This is a genomic window from Labilibaculum sp. (genome assembly GCF_041595635.1).
Taxonomy (GTDB): domain Bacteria; phylum Bacteroidota; class Bacteroidia; order Bacteroidales; family Marinifilaceae; genus Labilibaculum.
This window is the reverse complement of the sequence record NZ_JBFHJW010000015.1, coordinates 52,892-71,078: the sequence shown is the minus strand read 5'-3', so window position 1 is coordinate 71,078 and position 18,187 is coordinate 52,892. Positions and strand designations below refer to the sequence as shown.

At 35.6% G+C, this 18,187-nt stretch carries 15 protein-coding genes and 1 tRNA gene; 10 read left to right on the top strand and 6 right to left on the bottom strand.

Annotation, left to right across the window (positions count from 1 at the left end; all coding sequences use genetic code 11):
* The first annotated feature begins 1 nt into the window (after position 1).
* From ABYT26_RS06650 to ABYT26_RS06625, 6 genes are all read left to right on the top strand, one after another.
* On the top strand, positions 2-154 hold the full coding sequence (locus ABYT26_RS06650; RefSeq protein ID WP_372752137.1) for an SDR family oxidoreductase: 153 nt from the start codon (positions 2-4) through the stop codon (positions 152-154).
* Positions 155-485: 331 nt separating this feature from the next.
* On the top strand, positions 486-1,523 hold the full coding sequence (locus ABYT26_RS06645; RefSeq protein ID WP_372752135.1) for a PfkB family carbohydrate kinase: 1,038 nt from the start codon (positions 486-488) through the stop codon (positions 1,521-1,523).
* 105 nt (positions 1,524-1,628) lie between these two features.
* On the top strand, positions 1,629-2,300 hold the full coding sequence (locus ABYT26_RS06640) for a bifunctional 4-hydroxy-2-oxoglutarate aldolase/2-dehydro-3-deoxy-phosphogluconate aldolase (RefSeq protein WP_372752133.1): 672 nt from the start codon (positions 1,629-1,631) through the stop codon (positions 2,298-2,300).
* A gap of 296 nt (positions 2,301-2,596) precedes the next feature.
* On the top strand, positions 2,597-3,304 hold the full coding sequence (locus ABYT26_RS06635) for a FadR/GntR family transcriptional regulator (RefSeq protein WP_372752131.1): 708 nt from the start codon (positions 2,597-2,599) through the stop codon (positions 3,302-3,304).
* Positions 3,305-3,615: 311 nt separating this feature from the next.
* Entirely contained in the window at positions 3,616-4,380 is a 765-nt protein-coding gene (locus ABYT26_RS06630; protein WP_372752129.1) for a sulfite exporter TauE/SafE family protein, read from the top strand.
* Between the two features lie 43 nt (positions 4,381-4,423).
* A complete protein-coding gene (locus tag ABYT26_RS06625) occupies positions 4,424-5,455 on the top strand; it encodes a PfkB family carbohydrate kinase (protein ID WP_372752127.1) in 1,032 nt (343 codons plus the stop codon).
* A 54-nt stretch (positions 5,456-5,509) separates the two neighbouring features.
* On the opposite strand, the gene ABYT26_RS06620 is transcribed toward ABYT26_RS06625, so the two are convergent.
* From ABYT26_RS06620 to ABYT26_RS06595, 6 genes are all read right to left on the bottom strand, one after another.
* Positions 5,510-5,583 (bottom strand) — tRNA-Arg (locus ABYT26_RS06620).
* A 167-nt stretch (positions 5,584-5,750) separates the two neighbouring features.
* The gene (locus ABYT26_RS06615; RefSeq protein ID WP_372752125.1) at positions 5,751-6,395 is read right to left on the bottom strand and encodes a hypothetical protein; all 645 of its coding nucleotides are present in this window, start codon (positions 6,393-6,395) and stop codon (positions 5,751-5,753) included.
* A gap of 120 nt (positions 6,396-6,515) precedes the next feature.
* A complete protein-coding gene (locus ABYT26_RS06610) occupies positions 6,516-7,712 on the bottom strand; it encodes a 6-phosphofructokinase (RefSeq protein WP_372752123.1) in 1,197 nt (398 codons plus the stop codon).
* A gap of 127 nt (positions 7,713-7,839) precedes the next feature.
* Entirely contained in the window at positions 7,840-8,502 is a 663-nt protein-coding gene (locus tag ABYT26_RS06605; protein WP_372752121.1) for a DUF4159 domain-containing protein, read from the bottom strand.
* Position 8,503: 1 nt separating this feature from the next.
* Positions 8,504-9,205 (bottom strand): 16S rRNA (uracil(1498)-N(3))-methyltransferase, encoded by a 702-nt coding sequence (locus ABYT26_RS06600; RefSeq protein ID WP_372752119.1) that lies wholly within the window; start codon positions 9,203-9,205, stop codon positions 8,504-8,506.
* 79 nt (positions 9,206-9,284) lie between these two features.
* Positions 9,285-10,478, bottom strand: a complete 1,194-nt coding sequence (locus ABYT26_RS06595) for a Pycsar system effector family protein (protein WP_372752117.1) — start codon at positions 10,476-10,478, stop codon at positions 9,285-9,287.
* A 179-nt stretch (positions 10,479-10,657) separates the two neighbouring features.
* Here ABYT26_RS06595 and ABYT26_RS06590 point away from each other — a divergent pair, with 179 nt between their 5' ends.
* From ABYT26_RS06590 to ABYT26_RS06575, 4 genes are all read left to right on the top strand, one after another.
* On the top strand, positions 10,658-11,587 hold the full coding sequence (locus tag ABYT26_RS06590) for an SdiA-regulated domain-containing protein (RefSeq protein ID WP_372752115.1): 930 nt from the start codon (positions 10,658-10,660) through the stop codon (positions 11,585-11,587).
* Between the two features lie 42 nt (positions 11,588-11,629).
* Positions 11,630-15,259, top strand: coding sequence for a BamA/TamA family outer membrane protein (locus ABYT26_RS06585; protein ID WP_372752113.1), 3,630 nt, complete (start codon positions 11,630-11,632; stop codon positions 15,257-15,259).
* Between the two features lie 59 nt (positions 15,260-15,318).
* Entirely contained in the window at positions 15,319-15,723 is a 405-nt protein-coding gene (locus tag ABYT26_RS06580) for a response regulator (protein WP_372752111.1), read from the top strand.
* A 92-nt stretch (positions 15,724-15,815) separates the two neighbouring features.
* On the top strand, positions 15,816-18,179 hold the full coding sequence (locus ABYT26_RS06575) for a DNA topoisomerase 3 (RefSeq protein WP_372752109.1): 2,364 nt from the start codon (positions 15,816-15,818) through the stop codon (positions 18,177-18,179).
* The last annotated feature ends 8 nt before the right edge of the window (positions 18,180-18,187 follow it).

The following is an 18,187-nucleotide window of genomic DNA, read 5'->3' as shown; positions in this document are numbered from 1 at the left end:
GGTGTTTGCATCATGGGCAAACAGTATTTTGTTAGGAAGAATTGGTAAACCAGAAGAAGTTGCTTCTGTTATCTCTTTCTTAGCAAGTGATGATGCATCATTCATTACTGCTGAAACCATTCAAATTGGTGGAGGTCAAGCCCTAGGAATATAAGAGGTCCGTTTTATTAATTAGGACTTTAATGAGTTAGAGTTATGCTTTAATTCGGGTATGGTAGCTACAAAGTTAAACAATGATTTTACAAAAAAATCAGGTAAGTGATACTAGTCCTGCAGAATTTCATTTTTGAGAAAAGTTATTCTTGATGAGAATATATTTGCAGAGCTAGGCTTCTGATGTAGCATTATTTGTAACAAGCATTACTATTGATATTAAAGGAGGGTTAGGCTTTTTATAAACCCTTTGGTTAGCAGATTCCGGGGAGTTGTATTATTCCCAATCACTCCCTCGGAATTGGTTTTTAATTTTTTACATTCAAAATAGTATGAGTCAAAAAGTTGTTAGTTTTGGAGAAATTATGTTGCGATTATCTACTCCTGGATATCAGAGGTTTAATCAAGCATCTGAATTTGTTGCAACCTATGGGGGCGGTGAAGCCAATGTTGCTGTTTCTTTAGCAAATTATGGTATCGCTTCTGAATTTGTAACCCGTTTGCCAAAAAATGATATCGGTAGAGCTTGTGCCATGGATTTACGAAAATATGGCGTTGGCATCGATAATATCATATATGGAGGTGATCGTTTAGGAATCTATTTTCTGGAAACTGGTGCTGTTAGCCGTGGAAGTAAAGTTGTGTATGATCGAGCTAATTCTGCCATTTCTCAAGTGGAAGTAGGGATGATTGACTGGGATAAGGTATTTGAAGGTGCTACATGGTTTCATTGGACAGGGATTACTCCTGCCATTTCTCAAGAAGCTGCCGACGTATGTCTGGAGGCTATCAAAAAAGCAAACGAAAAAGGAATTCCAGTATCCTGTGATTTGAACTATAGAAAGAATCTTTGGAAATATGGAAAAACAGCTGGTGAAGTAATGCCTAAATTGGTTGCAGGTACCGATGTTATTCTTGGAAATGAAGAAGATGCAGAGAAAGTACTTGGGGTAAAACCTGAAGGTGTTGATGTAACGGGAGGTCACGTAGAAGGTGCAGCTTATGAGTCTGTATCTAAGCAAATTATGGCACAATACCCACGCTGTAAAAAAGTAATTACTACTTTACGTGGCTCTATTAATGCAAATCATAACTCTTGGGCAGGTGTACTTTGGGATGGTAAAACTCTTTTCGAATCACCAACTTATCAAATAACACATATTGTTGATCGTGTGGGTGGTGGAGATTCATTTATGGGTGGATTAATTTATGGTTTGCTAACCTGGCCCAAAAACGACCAAAAAGCATTAAACTTCGCGGTAGCAGCTTCTTGTTTAAAACATACAATCTATGGTGATTTTAATCAAGTGACTGTTGATGAAGTTGAAAAATTGATGGAGGGTGACGCTTCTGGTAGAGTAGCTCGCTAAAATTAAGTAAGAAAAAGGATTTAGTTAGACTCTGTTTGATGTTAGTTTAAAGATGTCATACAAGTGGCTATAATTCCATACTTATAATTTATAATTAGAAATAGAATGGCACAATTTTCTAGAATAGAGGTTGCATTAAAAATGGCAGAAACAGGCATTGTTCCGGTTTTCTTTCATAAAGATATTGAAATTTGCAAAAAGGTTGTAAAAGCTTGTTACCAGGGTGGGATTCGAGTGTTTGAATTTACAAATCGAGGCGATTTTGCACATGAAGTGTTTGCAGAATTGATCAAATGGTCATCAGTTAATACACCAGAAATGATGCTTGGAATCGGTTCAATTGTTGATCCTGGTACCACAGCTTTATACATCCAATTAGGTGCTAATTTTGTAGTTTCTCCGATTTTGAATCCAGAAATGGCTAAAGTATGTAACAGAAGAAAAATTCTGTGGTCGCCAGGTTGTGGAAGTCTTAGTGACATTAACTATGCCGAGGAATTAGGAGCTGAAGTATGTAAAATATTTCCAGGTTCATCGGTTGGTGGTCCCGAATTTGTTAAAGCAATTAAAGGTCCTTGTTCATGGTCTTCCATTATGCCTACAGGTGGTGTTAGTCCCGATCGAGAAAATCTTACAAAATGGTTTAAGGCTGGAGTAACTTGCGTTGGAATGGGTTCTCAGCTAATCGGAAAAGATATAATTGTTGAGGGTAAATACGATGAACTTACGAAAACAGCAAAAAATGCATTACAGATTGTTCAGGATTTAAAAAAGTAAAATATATTATAGTGTGTAGAAGGAGAGGCAGAAATTTTCGTTCGCTCGTCATTCGTTGATGTAATGGTAGACCAAATTAATAGGTGTTTGTAGATATGATAACTATTAAGTTAATACTACTGCAAGGTAATTGCTGGTTGTTGTTTGTTTAGGGCGTTAAGAGTGAGGTTTCTGCCTTGTTTGGTTTGGCTTCTGTTTAATTATTATTGCCGGAGCTTGTAAACAGGTAAAAAGTGACTAAATTTGTCATACCAATAGTCTACGTTTTTAGACAAGTTGAAATATTAGTCATTTGCATGGATTTATTAGATAACTTTAAAGAAATACAAGTAGAAACTCCAGTTGATAAAATTATACGTCAGATTAGGAGTTTAATTGTTTCAGGATACCTTTCCCCCGGGGATAAGTTGCCTTCGGAAAGAAAATTGTCTGAAAAATTAGGGATAGGAAGAACATATATTAGGGATGCGATCAAAAAGTTGGAATTTTTTGGAATTCTAAAAACGCTTCCTCAATCTGGTGTTGTTGTGAATGGTACTGATATTTCTGCAATGGAAGGTCTGTTTTTAAATGTAATGAAAATTGAACGTCCAGATTTCTTTTCTCTTGTTGAAACACGTGTTAGTATGGAGCTTTTTTCAGTTAGAAAAGCAGCTGAAAGAAGAAATGATGAAGACATTGTAAAGTTAGAAGAGGCATTAATCGCTTACGAAAAAAGAGTGAAAAGTAAACAGTCTGCCGAAAATGAAGACTTTTTATTTCATTTAAAAATTGCTGAAGCAAGTCATAATGCTGTGGTGAAAACTATGATGTTAATTATTTTGCCTGATATTCTTGCAATATATAAAAGAGAACATGTTTGCGTTGTTGATGAAGCCTCTACAAACTTGAACTATCATCGAAGTATTTTAGATGCGATTAAAAAGCAAGATGGCGAGCAAGCCGCTTTGCTTATGTCGGAGCATTTGCATAAAGTATTAGAATTTAGTAAAAGAGTATTATAAGTATATTGTGCGTGTAAGCGCACAATTTTTTACTCAGTTTCATTGTTTTCCTACTGATTATTTGGTCTTTTCTACTACTAATGATTCTAATTCTTCTTGGAATCAGGATTTTATAATCAACTTCTTTTGTACTTACGATTTAATATATTGAACTTTTTTTGTGTGTCAGTAAGCATGACAAATGGTAAAGGTATAATAAGGGTATGATTATTATTTAAATCATATTGTCAAGCGAATTTGTTTCTGCAAGCTAGCTACCAAAATTTATAAATGTAAATAGGAAGAGCTTGGCTTTGTGCCGAAATTCTTACATGAAAATAGGAATAATGGATCTATTAGAATCAAGTTTTATTGTAGTGGCTGGTGTTTTTGCCGGATTTTTAAATGTAGTTGCAGGCGGAGGATCGCTAATAACCTTGCCTTTATTAATTTTTTTAGGTTTGCCTCCTACCATTGCTAATGGTACCAACCGCATTGCAATTTTAGCACAAAACAGTTTTGCTATTGCTAAATTTAATCAAAAGGGCATAAGCTCATATCCATACAGTATTTATTTGGGGATATCTGCACTAATAGGTTCTACATTGGGAGCTTTTTTAGTTGTGGATATTGATGAAAATCTGTTTAAGAAAATTCTTTCTGTTGTAATGGTGGGAGTTGCTATACTAATTCTATCCAATACGAAAGCTGGTGAAGTTGCTAAGGGGGAGAAAATGGAATTTAAAAATCAAATGTGGGGAGTGATTAGCTTCTTTTTCATTGGTATTTATGGTGGTTTTCTACATGCAGGAATTGGTTTTATTATTATTCTCGCACTTACAAAATTAAACGGTTTTAGTTTAGTAAAAACAAATAGTATCAAAGTTACTGTTGCCTTGGTATATACCATAGCTGCAGTAGGCGTATTTATTTATAAGGATGCCATCAACTGGAGATATGCTCTTATTTTGGCCGTTGGAAATTCTTTTGGCGGATATTTAGGTTCCGTTTTCTCTGTGAAACGAGGAGATAAATGGATAAAAGCGATTCTTTTGGTTACCATATTGGCATTGGCAATTAAATTATGGTTTTTTTAATCTATTAGTTTGATTTTTAACGTACAACTAGATTCAAAATGTAATGAGTAAAAAGGTGATCACTTTTGGTGAAATAATGCTGCGATTGGCAACTCCTGGTTACAATCGTTTTTCTCAAACGAATAACTTTGAAGCTACCTATGGTGGTGGAGAAGTAAATGTATCGGTATCATTAGCAAATTTTGGTATTCCTACTGCCTATGTTACACGTTTGCCAGCTAATGATATTGGTAAATCTTGCCAACAAAAGTTGAATGGATATGGTGTGGATACCGATCATATTATTTTTGGTGGTGATCGCATGGGGATTTATTTTTTGGAAACAGGAGCTGTAGCTAGGGGGTCTAAAGTGGTGTACGATCGGGAAAATTCTGCTTTTACTTCTTTAAAGAAAGGTATGATTGATTGGGATGCTGTGTTTGAGGATGCCGATTGGTTCCATTGGACAGGTATTACACCTGCTATTTCTGCTGGAGCTACAGAGGTACTAAAAGAAGCATTATGCAAGGCTAACCAGAAAGGCATTCCAGTTTCTTGCGATGTAAATTATCGCAGCAAACTATGGAAAAAAGGCCATAAAGTTGAGGAGGAGATGCCAGCTTTAATTGCCAGAACAAATGTTCTTATCGGAAATGAATTTGATGCAGTGAGAGTGTTGGGGGTAGATACTCACTTATCAGCTGATGTAGAATACTCAAATGAAACTTTCGGAAAAGTTTCTAAACAACTTATGGAAAAGTTTCCGAGAATAGAAAAAATAATTACTACTCGGCGGGGTACGATTAATGCTAACTACAATACTTGGGAGGGGATCCTTTTTGATGGAAATAAGGTTTTTAAATCACCATCCTACCAAATGACTCATATTGTTGATCGTGTAGGCGGAGGAGATGCATTAATGGCTGGTTTGATTTATGGCTTTCTAACCTATCCAAAAGACTCTCAAAAAACAATTGATTTTGCTGTTGCTGCTTCTTTTCTAAAACACACAATCTCAGGCGATGAAAATGATGTTAGTATTGACGAAGTAGACCAAGTGATGCAAGGGAATTTAACGGGAAGAATAAATTGGTAGGTTGTAATTAGAAGTGCATAAAAAAAACTCATCAATTTATTGATGAGTTTTTTGTGAACGCGGAGGGATTCGAACCCCCAACCTCTACGGCCGTAACGTAGTGCACTATCCAGTTATGCTACGCATCCTTTTCCCTTTTAAGGCGGTGCAAATATAGGTTTTTTTTCTGTTATAATTGCAAGCCTTTATTTAAAAATACGAAAATATATTTTTATTGTTTCTTTTCTGTTGTGATAACTTAATTTTTTTGGATCAATTTGACAGTACACAATGAATGAAGATGAAAGGAAAAGTTCTAAATTTGTTTTTTCAGTGCTTTTTGCATGATAGAAATCCCATCTTTTTCAGAAGTTTCAAATCCCATTTTCTCCATATAAATAAGATTCATGTTTGTATCGCAATATACAGAGTGAATATTGTGTTTGCTTAAGATGGTACTCAATTGGTTATATAGGTATTTTCCAACTTTAAAATCGCGATATTGTGGCAATGCATAATCTAAATCGATACGCAAATTGTTTTGGTTTTTCGAACCGAGAAAAATTCCAGCTACCGCCATATCTCTGAGAACAAACATTCCTACTTGCCCTTTTTTCATGTTAAAATCTGGAAAGAAAATTTTGATGTCTTTCTTATAGTAGTCAAGAAAATGCATTAAGAGTTCGTCGTTTTCTTTGATTTCTATGATTTTAAAATTTTCTGTGCGTTTGTACATCTTGCGCAAATTGTAGAGGTTTGCGCATACAATAAGAAAATTCATAATTCCAACTGGCAAAGAACCAATTAAAAAACCGTAAGTAGAAAAAAGTACAGCACCAGCTAAATTATACCATCTCAATTTTACAATCGAAGTCATTGTTAAAGAAAGTAATACCAATACTGATGCGGCATAACCAATCCACTCAAGTACTGGTATGCCTAAAATAGAATATTCCAGCATAATAAATTAATAGTAAAAACAGTAAATGGAAATGGATTCAAAAAAATGGTTTGGAGTTCTTCTAAACGAAGAAACCTTTCGGTATCGAAAGGTTTGCAAATGTAATAAACATTTTTCTTCTTACAATCCAGTCATTAAAAATAATGGTTGCATTTCAAAACTGTTGTATTTAGGACGCAAGCGATCAACGTTGTAGTAGCGATCCACATCGACTAGTTTTTTCGAGCTGGTTACAATATCAATTGGGGCGTTGTCATACCTTCCGTTTCGGAGAGTGATTAATCGGCCATGAACACCTTTAATGATTAGGTCTAATGCTAAATTTCCAAATGCCATAGGAACAATAGAATCAATGGCATCGGGATCGCCACAACGAACCATATATCCTAATTTTTGGTTGATTACGTTTATTGGTTTGGAGTTGTTGTACTTGGGAGATAGTTGTTTTAGATGTTCCGAAACGCGGTCTCCAATACCGCCTAATTTTTTGTGTCCGTAGTCATCTTTCACTTGATCTTGAAAAATCATTTCTTCTCCAGCTATACTGGCTCCTTCCGAAATGAGTACTACCGAATAACGGCTTGGATTTGAAAAACGATCTTGTATCATTAATTCTGTTAAGCGTTCCATGTCGAAATTATATTCCGGAATTACACATCGATTGGCTGCACCTGCAAGTGTTGGTAATATTGCAGTGAACCCGGCATAACGACCAAAAACTTCAAGCACTAATAATCGTTCGTGCGAACCAGCAGATGTTCGAAGACTATGTGTTAAAGAGATTGTTCGGGTGATGCAAGTGCTAAAGCCAATGCAATAATCGGTTCCAGGTACATCATTATCCATGGTTTTTGGAATGGCAATCACTTTAAAGCCTTCTTTGTATAAGCGCACACCATAGCTTAGTGTATCGTCTCCACCTATCGGAATAAGATAATCGATTTTCAGAAAGGCTAAATTTGCCAGAACTTCTTCGGTTAAATCGTTTACTTCTTCTTTGTATTTGTCTTTTAGGTGAGTTGGAATTCTATCTTTTGAAGTTTTAGATGGATTCACTCTCGAGGTATGCAGAAAAGTACCTCCAGTTCTTCCTACCTTGTTCACAAGTTCCTCGCTTAGTTCAATGAAGTTTTCACTGTTGTTAGCTTTCTTATCACGAACGATATCTATTAATCCTCTCCATCCTTTGCGAATGCCAATTACCTTGTAGCCTTCCCGTATTGCTCGAATGGTAACGGCACGAATCGCCGGGTTTAATCCGGGAACATCACCACCACCTGTAAGAATTCCAATAATTCCTTTCGTTGAATTTGCCATGATAAATATATTTAGTGATTACTAACAGTTTAATATCACTTTAAATTATCATTTTGTTAAGGAAATTTCAAGTTAAATCAGGATAATTATTCTTTATGTACAGAAAATGAGTTTATTAATAATAATTCTAATTACTAAAAACGTAGGAGATAATGTTAGCTCCCATTTGAAGTGCCTGCTGATGCTTGCTTTCTTCATCGTGATGAACCTGAGGATCTTCCCATCCATCACCTAGATCGGTTTCATAGGTATAAAAACACACTAATCTTCCCTGGTAAAAAATGCCAAAGCCTTGGGGAGCTTTTCCGTCATGTTCATGAACTTTAGGAAGTCCTGTTGGAAATTGGTACAACTGATGATAAATTGGATGGGAGTAGGGCAGTTCAATTAATTCTTCATTCGGAAATACCTTTTTTATTTCGCGTCGGAAATAGGCATTTAAACCATAATTATCGTCAACGTGAAGAAATCCGCCACCTTCAAGGTATTTTCTAAGATTAGCAACTTCCTGATGGTTAAAAACAATATTCCCATGTCCGGTTAAGTGCACAAAAGGATAGGAGAATAGCTCTGAACTGCCAACTTCTACAATACTGGCATCTTTATAGATATTTGCAACTTTGTTAGTATTGCAGAACTCAATCAAATTGGGCAATGAACTCGGGTTTGCGTACCAATCACCACCTCCATTGTATTTGAGGAGTGCGATTCGAACACTCGTATTTTGTGAAAAAGAGCCAAAGCTGATGAGCAGAAAAAAGGCAATATGAACGAGTTTATAAATTCCCATATTATTGGTTTTCCAAACTAATAATGTTGCAGGCTACTACTCCAGCAGTTTCTGTTCTTAAGCGCGATTGGCCCAGTGAAATTTCCTGAAAGCCATGCTTTTTTGCAAGCTCTACTTCATCTGGACTAAAATCACCTTCAGGACCAATTAGAATTAATGCATTTTGTTGGGCCTTATATAGGTTCTTAAGATGAGTTTTTGGTCCTTCATTACAGTGGGCAATATATTTTTCACCATCAAAAGGAGAGCTTACCAAGTCTGTAAATGAGGTTAATTCATTTAATTTGGGGTGGTATGCTTTAAGTGATTGTTTTACCGCTGAGGTAATAACTTTAAATAGACGTTCGTGTTTCACTACTTTTCGCTCGGAGTGGGTGCTTTGCAGGGGTGTGAATTCATGAATTCCAATCTCTGTGCATTTTTCCAGAAACCATTCTGTTCTATCGATGTTTTTTGTAGGTGCTAAAGCAATGTGTAGGTGATAATTTAGTTTGCCAAATTCTGTTTGTGTTTCAATGCATTGCACACTGCATCTTTTCGGGTGAGCGTCAATAATTTTTGCTTTAAACAGATTGCCTTTTCCATCAATCAGATGGATGATGTCATTTTCTTTTAATCGAAGAACCCGAATGCAATGTTTTGATTCAATTTCATCGAGTTGATAAAATTGATCCTGAATATTGGGAGTGTAAAATAAGTTCATAAGTTATCATCAGTAAAAAACGTGAAGCTACAAAGTTAGTTCATGTATTTTGTTTGAAGGGTTATTTTGTAAGAAAAATTTACCAAATCATAGGCTGGTATACCGCTGCAAGAATAAACATTAGTACCGAAAAAATAAGACCGAACATAAATATGGTATATGAAACGCGAAGAAAGCGGTATTTCTTACCCAAAACTTTGCCTAAGAAATATTGGTCTCTTATTAAACTATCATACAAATCATCATAATCGGTCATCATGCCTTTTAGAGCTTTGGAGTATGCACTTAGTTCCATGTTGTGAAAGTTTCCAAAAAACATCAAATTCACCCTTTTCTTTTTAATGTCTTCTTCTGAAAAAGTTCCGGAAGTTACAATAGGACGAGTTGCTAATACAGAATAGGTTATGGTAATTAAGCATACAATTAACAACACAATGCAAGGGATGATAAAATGCGGAACATCCATTATGTTTTTGAAAATAAAAAAGATAGCAGAGATGATTATTGAGTTGACAGAAATCATTAAATTGGCTTTTTTATCGGCAATGGAACTCAAGTTAATTTGATTCCTAGATGTGACTTTAAACATGGTTTCGATTCCTCGTTGTGGAGTCTTTAGTTTAATGTTCTGTTGCTCTAATTTGCCTACTAGTTCGGTGAGTTTTTTAATCTCTTTGCTTTGGTAAGTACCCACTTTATCAACCACTTTTTGATAGTTTACGGCTTTCTTTTTAGCCAGATTTTTTTTACCGTAGGAGGTATGATAATTGTGATCTTTTAAAAAGCGTAGGGTTTCTTCCCAGTACAATTTAGGGTGAATGTCGTGCTGAAGAATGGCACTTCTTTCCATCATCAGTCGTTCCGATGATTTCATATAATCTTTTGATGCAAAATGATGTAAGTCGGCATCGCAAAGCACATTGCAAACTTTGTCGTCGCAAGGGAGGTGAGGTATTTTGGTGTGGATAATTGCCTCACAAATATGTTTTATTTTTTCTTCAGGGTAGTTTTTTTCTTCTAAAAATTTTCTCGCTCGTTCGGCACTAATTTCTTCATGTTTTGAGAAGTTTTCATAGTAACCGGTGTCATGAAACCATGCAGCCAAAATAAGAATTTCCATTTCGTCTGCAGATAATCCAGTTTCTTGCCCTATCTTTTTTGCTTGTTTAACCACATTTTGAGTGTGTTCCAAATTGTGATAGGTAAATATAGCTTGGTGGGTATTCTCTATTAAATTTATAACGTATGTTTCTGCTTCATGAATGATATTCATTTCTCTTCTTTTTTCTAATATTGACTAAATTAAATTTAATCAATAAATATAGTCATTAAAGCGGAAATCGATTTGAAATTTATAGAATAATCCCTTGTGTTCCTCTTTTTTATTGGGAATTGCACCTTATTTATGTAATTTTAGATCCCCAAAATAAAACTCAAACCTGCTATTGTATCATGAATCGATTTTTTATTTTTTTTGTAATTTCTATGAGTTCATTGATGTTATTAGAATCATGTGGAAGGAGGTCTGGTGATTCTCAATTGGTTTATGAAGTAAGTTCAGATTATCAATTTCCATATGCAATAACTGAGGCTATTGATGAATATGAATTAAAGGGTGAATTGCAGGAAATTTCTGGTTTGACATATTACAATAGCCATTCTTTGTTATGTGTGAATGATGAAAAGGGAACTGTTTATAAGTATAGTTTAAAGAAAAAGGAAATAACCAAAAGATATAAGTTTGATAAAGGAGGCGATTACGAAGGTCTTGAAATGGTAGGTGATGAGGTATATGTTTTGCGTTCCGATGGGACTCTTTTTATTATCGACAAGTTAGATAAGAAAATTTCATCAGAGAAAAAAGCAAGTTGGCTAGCAGCAAGAAATAATACCGAAGGTTTAGGGTACGATGCAAAAAGCAATAGCCTTTTGATAGCATGTAAGGGGGCGCCAGGAAAGGGAAATACTTATAAAGGGCAACGTGCAGTCTATAAATACTCTTTAGAAACAAATAAGTTGTCGGAATCTCCTACTTATTTAATAAATCAGGAGAAAATAAGAAAAATTTTACGTTTTAATAGATTTTCAAATTTCTCGGTTAAATTCTTGGAAAATATTAATCCTTCAGAAGGAGATGCTACATTTCAGCCTTCTGCGGTGGCTGTGCATCCTATTACGAATAATTTGTATGTTCTTGCTTCGGTGGGTAAATTGCTGATCGTTCTTTCTCCCGAGGGTGAAATCTTAGCCCTTGTGAAACTACAGAGAAAGGACTTTAGACAACCCGAAGGAATTTGTTTTTCTCCCGATGGGACGATGTTTATTTCGAATGAAGGACGAGGGCAAGCCGCTACGATTTATAAGTTTAATTACGAAAACTAATTGATAGGTTTAAGTATGAGTTTTTATTGTCAATCTTCTCAAATGTTGAAGAAACTATTAGTGTGCAATTTTGCTATTTTATTAAGCGTTGTTATACAGGCGCAGGAGGCTAATTTTCCTGACGCTCCTAAATCGAATTTGCTTAATCATTCAATCTTTTTTATTGGAGATGTTGGCGAATCGGAAATAGTCGACTCTAACATTGCAATGCTTAAAAAACAGCTGACTGAAGTTGAAGAGAAAGGAACTCTCATTTTTTTAGGGAATATCGTATCGAAAGACTATTCAAAAGATTTTTTAAAGGAAGAAGTAGAGGATCGTGTTGAAGGTGATTCTATTTTAGTGAAGTTGTTAGGATCAGTTAAAGATTTTAAAGGTGAGCTTATTTTTCTTCCTGGAGAAAATGAATGGAATCGTGGTCAGCAAGACGGTTGGGAAGCTTTAACGAATTTAGAGAATTTTGTAGAAGAATACCTTGATAGAGGAGATGTTTTTTTGCCTTCGGGAGGATGTCCTGGTCCGGTTGAAATTGATCTTACCGATGAGGTAGTATTACTTATTGTTGATTCTCAATGGTGGCTTCATTTGGGAGATAAACCAGAAGAAGAATGCGATTTTGAAAGCTCTTCGGACTTTTTAATTCTTTTAAATGATGCGATTGAGCGAAATAAGAATAAAAAAATTGTATTTGCCGCTCATCATCCTGTTTATAGTGCAGGAAATCATGGTGGTAATTTTGCATTCCCTGGACCAATAGAATTGTATCGAAAAATTTTTGGGACACCTCAGGATTTTGCTTATCCATTTTATAAGCAGATGAGGTATATGGCTAGTCAGGTAGGTGAAGGACACGAAGGAATTATTACCGTAGCAGCTCATGATAATAGTTTGCAATTTCTTGAAAAAGATAAATCTTTTTTTGTTGTTTCGGGTTCGGGAAGTAGTAGTGAATATGTGTCGGATAAGAAAATGGATGTAGCGATTCGGGAAGTTGGATTTTCCAGAATTAACTTTTATTCGAATGATGAGGTGTGGTTGGAATTTTGGTCGGTGGGAACCGAAGGAAATGAAGAAGCTCATCTGGCATATCGGAAAAAGCTTTATACTCGCCATGTTTTTTCGGAAGACGATCTAGCCGAAAAATTCAAAGAAATTAATTTCTCAGATAGTACTATTACTGTTGCTGCCAGTATGTTATATCATACAGATCGAAAACTAAAGACTAAATTGTTAGGAACAAACTATCGAAAAGATTGGTCTACTCCAATTCAAGTTCCTGTTTTTGATATTGGCACTGAAAAAGGTGGTTTAAAAATTTTAAAACGTGGTGGAGGTCAGCAAACACGATCCCTAAGATTAATGGCAAAGGATGGAAAGCAATATGTATTACGATCGGTTGAAAAATATACAGAAAAAGCTATTCCTCAAGGATTGGAAGGAAGTTTTGCAGCTAAAATTGTTCAGGATGGAATTTCGGATTCATATCCTTATGCAGCATTGGCTATTCCGAAAATGGCACAAGCAGTGGGTGTATATCATACCCATCCAAAAATTGTTTATGTGCCCGACGATCCTCGTTTCGGAATCTATCAGGAAGGGTTTAAAAATGAGTTGTATTTATTCGAAGAGCGTCCAGATGGTGATGTTTCTGATATGGATAATTTTGGGAATTCGGAAAATATCATCGGGACTGATAAATTAATTGAAAATAGATTTAAAAATTCGGATTTTCAGATCGATGAAACGGCTGTTTTGAAAGCTCGTTTGTTCGATATTTTTATTAATGATTGGGATCGACATGATGATCAGTGGCGTTGGGCAACATTTAAAAAGGATGGAAAAACAATTGCTAGACCCATTCCACGAGATCGCGACCAAGCTTTTTTCTTTAGCGATGGCGCAATTCCTTGGTTGATTCGTAGAAAATGGGCAATGCCTAAATTTCAATCTTTCGATTCAATTCCTGAAAATGTAGTAGGATTGGGTTTTAATGCACGTTATTTCGACCGTAATTTCTTGCAGTCGAAGGAACGTAAAGATTGGATTGAAATGGCCAAGCACTTGCAAGCAAGCTTGAGCAATGAGGTTATTGAGGAATCGGTTCAAGATTTACCCAAAGAAGTATATGCTATTTCAGGAGAGGAAATCATACAGAAATTAAAGGCTCGAAGAGATCGATTAGTGACCATGGCAGAGGAGTTTTACGATTTCTTAGCCAAAGAAGTTGATGTTGTTGGCACGAATGATAGAGAACTTTTTGAAATAAATAACCTGGAAAATGGTTTGTTAAAAGTAGAGAGCTACAGATTGAGCAAAAAGGGAAATAAAAAGGAACTTTTGTATCAACGAATTTTTAACAAAGAAGAAACCAAAGAGGTACGTATTTTTGGCCTTTCCGGAAAAGATAAATTCGAAGTAAACGGAAACAACGAGAAAAGTATCAAACTACGAATTGTTGGAGGAAAAGGAAAAGATAAATTTAAATTGGATGCAACTAAGAAGCAAGATCTAATTGTTTACGATAAATCAAAAACCAGTGTTAAAGGCCATGGTTCTTACCAAAAAAGATTTGGAAAGAGTTCAGTGGTGAATACTTACAGTCGGAAATCATTTAAGTATAATGTGGTAAGTCCAGGTGTGAACCTTAATTTTGTGAGTGATGATGGTTTGATTCTGGGTGCTGGCATGAATATCAAATCGCAGGGATTTAGAAAGGAACCCTATGGCTCCCTGCATAAGTTTAATGTGAATTATGCATTTGCCTATCCATCTGTTGAATTGAAATATTCTGGGGAGTTTAAACAACTGTTTCGAAAAACTGATTTTGGAATGAGTATTGAGTACAATACGCCAAATTTTCAGGGTTACTATTATGGTTTAGGGAATGAAACAGAAAATATCCAATCCGATGACGATGAATACAATCGAATTCGTATGGCTCAATTTGTCGTTCATCCAAAATTTAGAAAGTATTTTGGCAACACACAAAGCATTAGCCTTGGAGTATTTTATCAGCAATTAGAATTGAAAGCCACACCAGATCGTTTTGTAACTGATTTTACGAATCCCTATAATAATCTGGATGCTGCCACAGATTTTAATATGAGAGAATATGTAGGCGTTTCGTTCAATTATTTATGGGATTCCAGAGATAATAAAGTCCTTCCTGCAAGGGGAATTTATTGGTCTTCAAATTGGAAATATTTTCAAGGTTTAAATAAAAACGATCATAACTTTAATAAAGTAGAGACCGATTTGAGATTTTATCTTAGTTTTGGAAGGCCGCAAAGAACGATTCTAGCATTACGTGCTGGAGCCGCACATAATACGAGTGGATATTCTTTCTCTCAAGCCAATACATTGGGTCTGAAATCTAATTTAAGAGGATACCGTCAGGATCGTTTTGCTGGAGATGATATTGTTTTTCAAAATAGTGATTTTCGACTCCGCTTGGCGCGTTTTAAATCGTATTTTTTAGGAGGTGAACTTGGCGTTTTAGCTTTTAATGATTTTGGTCGAGTATGGGTAAAAAATGAAAGTTCCAATGAGTGGCATCATGGTTATGGAGGAGGATTTTGGATTGCTCCATATAAATTGATGGTAATATCTGCAAATTATAGTCATTCGGTAGAAGATAATATTGTTTCTATTGAATTTAAATATTTGTTTTAAACATTTAATATGATAATTGAATAATCCTACATATTTACACGCGATAAATCAATATAAAAATGGAAGAGGAGAACGCTGCCAATAATAAAGGCAAAATCCTGTTGGTCGAAGATGACTTTGTAAATGGTAAAATTGTATCACGATTGCTCGAAATGGATGAAATTCCTATAGTCTGGGTTAGAAATGGGAAGGAAGCAATTGATTTTTATTTGCAAAATAAAGACGAGATTTTGATGGTGTTCATGGATTTGCAAATGCCAATATTGGATGGATATCAGGCAACAGTGAGTTTACGTGAGAATGGATTCGAAAGACCAATAATCGCGATGACAGCCAATGCTTTTTCTAATGACACTAAAAGATCGTCTGAAGTGGGAATGGATGATTTTCTTTTGAAACCTGTTTCGAAAATTGATTTACTTACCATGGTTGACAAATGGATGAAGAAGGATAGAAGTAAATAAAAAGAATTTTAATGATGAATGAATCAGCTATTACCTGGGATGATAAATAGCTGAAAGAAATAGTAATTTGCATAAAATAAGAAAAATAACCCATGATCGTTTGTATAGCTGAGAAACCAAGTGTAGCCCGTGAGATCGCATTGATATTAGGTGCAAAAAGTAAAAGAGATGGATATTTTGAAGGTAATGGATATCAAATCTCTTGGACTTTCGGGCACTTGTGTGGCTTAAAGGAACCTCATGAGTATGATCTTAATTGGAAGTATTGGCATTTAAATGACCTACCAATTATTCCTCCTCGATTTGGAATTCGAGTAATTCCGGATAAAGGGGTTCAGAAGCAATTTGACACACTCAGAAAGCTGATTACCAACGCTACAGAGGTGATTAATTGTGGTGATGCTGGAATTGAGGGAGAGGTGATTCAACGATGGGTATTGCACAAGGCAAAATGCAAAGTACCTGTAAAAAGACTTTGGATTTCCTCTTTAACAGAGGAGGCTATTCGCGAAGGTTTTGAAAATTTACGCGATAGCAAAGATTTTGATAAATTGTATGCAGCGGGCTCGTCCCGATCGATTGGCGATTGGTTGTTGGGAATTAATGCAACTCGACTTTATACACTTAAATATGCAAATGGAAAGTCGGTACTTTCGATAGGAAGAGTTCAAACTCCTACTTTGGCTTTGATTGTAAATCGTCAAAAAGAAATTGAAAATTTTAAACCTCAAACTTATTGGGAGCTAAAAACGGTGTACCGAGAAGTTAGTTTTTCGGCTACTCGTGGGCGATTTTCGCAAAAAGAAGAGGGGGTGGAATTCCTCGATAAAATAAAATCCGAAGCATTCGAAATTGTATCGGTAGAGAAAAAGAGTGGGAAGGAACAACCTCCTCGTTTGTACGATTTAACATCTTTGCAGGTTGATTGCAACAGAAAGTTAAACCTGTCGGCTGAAGACACACTTCGAATGATTCAAAGTTTATACGAGAAAAAACTTACTACTTATCCTAGGGTTGATACCACTTACTTGACCGATGATTTGTATAAAAAAATACCTGGGATTCTTAACAAATTATCTTCCTATAGTGAATTTACAGAGCCTTTACTAAAGCATAAAATTAAAAAATCGAAGAAGGTTTTCGATGATAAGAAGGTAACCGATCACCATGCCATAATTCCAACAGGAGTTACTCCTTCTGGTTTAACTTACGATGAAAAGAAGGTGTATGATATTGTAACCCGAAGATTTATTTCAGTATTTTATCCTGATTGTAAGGTGAGTAACACCACGGTTATTGGAAAGGTGACTACTATCGATTTTAAAGCTACTGGAAAGCAGATATTGGATCCTGGTTGGAGAGTTCTGTATGCTAAAGATGGTAACATTGGTGATGGTGTAATTCTGCCAGATTTTGTGAAAGGAGAGAGTGGTGAGCATGCTCCAGATTTGGCCGAGAAACAAACACAGGCTCCTAAATACTATTCCGAAGCAACTCTTTTGCGAGCAATGGAAACTGCGGGTAAGCAGGTTGATGATGATGAGTTAAGGGATTTGATGAAGGAAAATGGTATTGGCCGTCCTTCAACGCGAGCGAATATTATCGAAACTTTGTTCAAAAGAAAATACATCCGACGAGAGAAGAAACGATTAGAGGCTACAGTAACTGGTGTGCAGTTGATCGATACCATTCAGAATGATTTGCTTAAATCAGCAGAACTTACCGGACAGTGGGAGAAGAAACTTCATGAGATTGAACTGGGGAACTATAAGGTGAATCAGTTTATGGCAGAACTGAAGAATATGGTTGTAGGTATTGTTTGGGATGTAAAATCAAGAAAAAATATCAGTCAGATTGAAGTAATCGATGAGGTTAAAGAAAAAGAGAAGAAGAAAACATCAGCAAAGGCTAAGGCGAAAGTCAAAAAGGAACTCATTTGTCCAAAATGTAAGGAAGGGAAAATCCTAAAAGGGAAAACTGCTTGGGGATGCACTAATTGGGGAAACGGATGCAAAATTCGCATTCCTTTCGAATATCAAGGGAAAAAGCTCACTGAAAAGCAGGTTGAAGCACTTGTTTTAAAGAAAATAACACCAAAAATTAAAGGATTCGAAATAGATGGGAAAAAGCAAAATGGACAATTGGCTTTTGCTCCCGATTTTAGTATCGAATTTATAGCAGAGGAAGCTGAAGTGTGGAACTGTCCGGTTTGTAAAACAGGTACATTATTGAAGGGAAATACGGCCTATGGTTGTTCTAATTACCGCAATGGCTGCAAATTTATTATTCCTTTTGTATTTATGGAGAAAAAATTAAGTAAAGCTCAAATAAAATCTTTAGCTACACAAGGAAAAACAGCTTTAATTAAAGGTTTTAAAGCTGAACAAACACAGGATTTAGTGAATGGAAAATTAATATTGGACAATCAGGGAAACATTATTTTTGGCAAGCAATAACATTATTT